The organism is Ruegeria sp. CDSC045, assembly GCF_059610725.1.
The window spans coordinates 1-2990 of record NZ_JBXWOE010000022.1 but is presented as its reverse complement, the minus strand read 5'-3'; the positions used below and the strand labels follow the sequence as shown (position 1 = coordinate 2990).

3 protein-coding genes are annotated in these 2990 nt (G+C 60.3%); all 3 read left to right on the top strand.

Annotated features, from left to right (window positions below; genetic code table 11):
- Window positions 1-12 precede the first annotated feature (12 nt).
- Window positions 13-1689, top strand: coding sequence for a formate--tetrahydrofolate ligase (locus AC2FH6_RS21350; protein ID WP_496693145.1), 1677 nt, complete (start codon window positions 13-15; stop codon window positions 1687-1689).
- Between the two features lie 58 nt (window positions 1690-1747).
- Window positions 1748-2053, top strand: coding sequence for a chorismate mutase (locus tag AC2FH6_RS21345; protein ID WP_142640424.1), 306 nt, complete (start codon window positions 1748-1750; stop codon window positions 2051-2053).
- Window positions 2054-2106: 53 nt separating this feature from the next.
- The coding region (gene folD / locus AC2FH6_RS21340) for a bifunctional methylenetetrahydrofolate dehydrogenase/methenyltetrahydrofolate cyclohydrolase FolD (RefSeq protein WP_271952851.1) at window positions 2107-2990 on the top strand (884 nt) is incomplete at its 3' end.

The following is a 2990-nucleotide window of genomic DNA, read 5'->3' as shown; positions in this document are numbered from 1 at the left end:
GACCGAAACCCAATGAGCTATAAATCTGACATCGAAATTGCGCGTGAGGCGAAGAAGAAGCCGATTCAGGAGATTGGTGCGAAGATCGGCATCGAATCTGCTGATCTTCTGCCCTATGGCCATGACAAGGCAAAGGTGAGCCAGGACTTCATCAATTCGGTTCAGGGCCGTGAGGACGGCAAGCTGATTCTGGTGACGGCGATCAACCCGACGCCTGCGGGTGAGGGTAAGACGACGACGACTGTGGGTCTGGGTGACGGTTTGAACCGGATCGGCAAGAACGCGATGATCTGTATCCGTGAGGCTTCGCTGGGCCCGAACTTTGGCATGAAGGGCGGCGCTGCGGGTGGTGGTTACGCGCAGGTTGTTCCGATGGAAGAGATGAACCTGCACTTCACCGGTGACTTTCACGCCATCACCAGCGCCCATTCACTGCTGTCGGCGATGATCGACAACCACATCTACTGGGGCAATGAGTGCGAGATCGACATTCGCCGTGTAGCGTGGCGTCGTGTGGTCGACATGAACGACCGCGCGCTGCGTCAGATCACGGCCAGCTTGGGTGGCGTATCGAACGGTTTCCCGCGCGAGACCGGCTTTGATATCACCGTGGCCTCTGAGGTTATGGCGATCCTGTGCCTGGCCAATGATCTGAAAGATCTGGAAAAGCGGTTGGGTGACATCATCGTCGCGTATCGCCGCGACAAGACAGCCGTGTATTGCCGCGACATCAAGGCCGAAGGTGCGATGACGGTGCTGCTGAAGGACGCGATGCAGCCGAACCTGGTGCAGACGCTGGAAAACAACCCGGCCTTTGTGCATGGCGGCCCGTTTGCCAACATTGCACATGGCTGTAACTCGGTCATTGCGACCAAGACCGCGCTGAAGGTTGCTGACTATGTGGTGACCGAAGCGGGTTTTGGGGCCGATCTGGGCGCCGAGAAATTCATGAACATCAAGTGCCGCAAAGCGGGTATCGCGCCGTCGGCTGTGGTGCTGGTCGCCACCGTGCGTGCGATGAAGATGAATGGCGGTGTGGCCAAGGCTGATCTGGGTGCGGAAAACGTCGACGCGGTCAAATCGGGCTGCGCCAACCTGGGTCGTCACATCGAAAACGTCAAATCCTTTGGCGTGCCGGTTGTGGTTGGCATCAACCACTTCGTCACCGATACCGACGCAGAAGTGCAAGCCGTGAAAGACTATTGCTCTGACCACGGGGTCGAAGCGGTTCTGTCGCGTCACTGGGAGTTGGGGTCGGAAGGTTCGGCGCCGCTGGCCGAGAAGGTGGTCGAAATCGTCGAAGGGGGCACAGCGAACTTTGCGCCGATCTACCCCGACGATATGCCGCTGTTCGAGAAGATCGAAACCATCGCCAAGCGCATCTATCGCGCGGACGAGGTTCTGGCCGACAACAAGATCCGCAACCAGCTGCGTGAATGGGAAGAAGCCGGTTACGGCAACCTGCCGGTCTGCATGGCCAAGACGCAATATTCCTTCTCGACCGATCCCTCGTTGCGCGGCGCGCCCACCGGCCATTCGGTTCCGGTGCGCGAGGTGCGCCTGAGCGCGGGTGCCGGATTTATCGTGGCGGTCTGTGGTGAGATCATGACTATGCCGGGCCTGCCGCGCAAACCGGCGGCCGAAAGCATCTGCCTCAATGACGCAGGTGAGATCGAGGGCTTGTTCTAAGTCGCCAGATAAGACATCTCGTGATCCGGAGAATGCTCCGGGCCACGAGGAGATCACGATGCCCACTCTGACACCGCCGCAAGACTGCGCAACGATGCAGGATCTGCGGATTCAGATCGACCAACTGGACCGGCACCTGATCGAGATGCTGGTGAGGCGCGCCAGCTACATTGATCGCGCGTCTGAGTTGAAGCCGGGCGAGGGCCTGCCGGCCCGTATTCCGGATCGTGTTGAAGAGGTGGTGCAAAAGGTGCGTGCCAGCTCTCAGGCGGCGGGGATGGACCCCGATCTGGCCGAGACGCTGTGGCGCATTCTGATTGACTGGTCGATTGCGCGTGAGGAACGTGTGCTCGGCAACGACTGACTGACCGGGCGCCCCAAGCGCCCGATCCGTTTTTGGGAAGAAGGGATCGAAGAATGGTAGCGCAGGTTATCGACGGTAAGGCCTTTGCAGCAACGGTGCGGGCACAGGTTGCCGATCAGGTTGCAAAGCTGAAGGACGAAAATGGCATCACCCCCGGTCTGGCCGTGGTTCTGGTGGGCGAAGACCCGGCCAGCCAGGTCTATGTCCGCTCGAAGGGCAAGATGACCGTCGAGGTCGGCATGAACTCGTATGAGCACAAGCTGGATGTGGACACCTCCGAGGCAGACCTGCTGGCACTGATCGACAAGCTGAATACCGATCCCGCAGTCCACGGCATTCTGGTGCAGCTGCCGCTGCCCAAGCATCTGAACGAAGATCTGGTGATCAATTCGATCGACCCGGCCAAGGATGTCGACGGGTTCCACATCTCGAATGTGGGCCTGCTGGGCACCGGTCAGAAATCGATGGTGCCCTGTACCCCACTGGGCTGCCTGATGATGCTGCGAGATCACCACGGCTCATTGTCCGGAATGGACGCGGTTGTGATCGGCCGCTCGAACATCGTTGGCAAGCCGATGGCGCAACTGCTGCTGGGCGACAGCTGCACCGTGACCATCGCGCATAGCCGCACCAAGGATCTGCCCGATGTTGTCCGTCGCGCGGATATCGTTGTCGCCGCTGTGGGCCGCCCCGAGATGGTGCCCGGCGACTGGATCAAGGAAGGCGCCACGGTCATCGACGTGGGCATCAACCGCATTGAACGCGACGGCAAGAACAAGCTGGTTGGAGACGTGGATTACGCCAGCGCCGCCGAACGCGCCGGAGCAATCACCCCCGTCCCCGGTGGCGTCGGCCCCATGACAATCGCATGCCTGCTGGCCAACACCCTGACCGCCGCATGCCGCGCAAACAAACTCCCAGAACCAGAAGGCCTGAC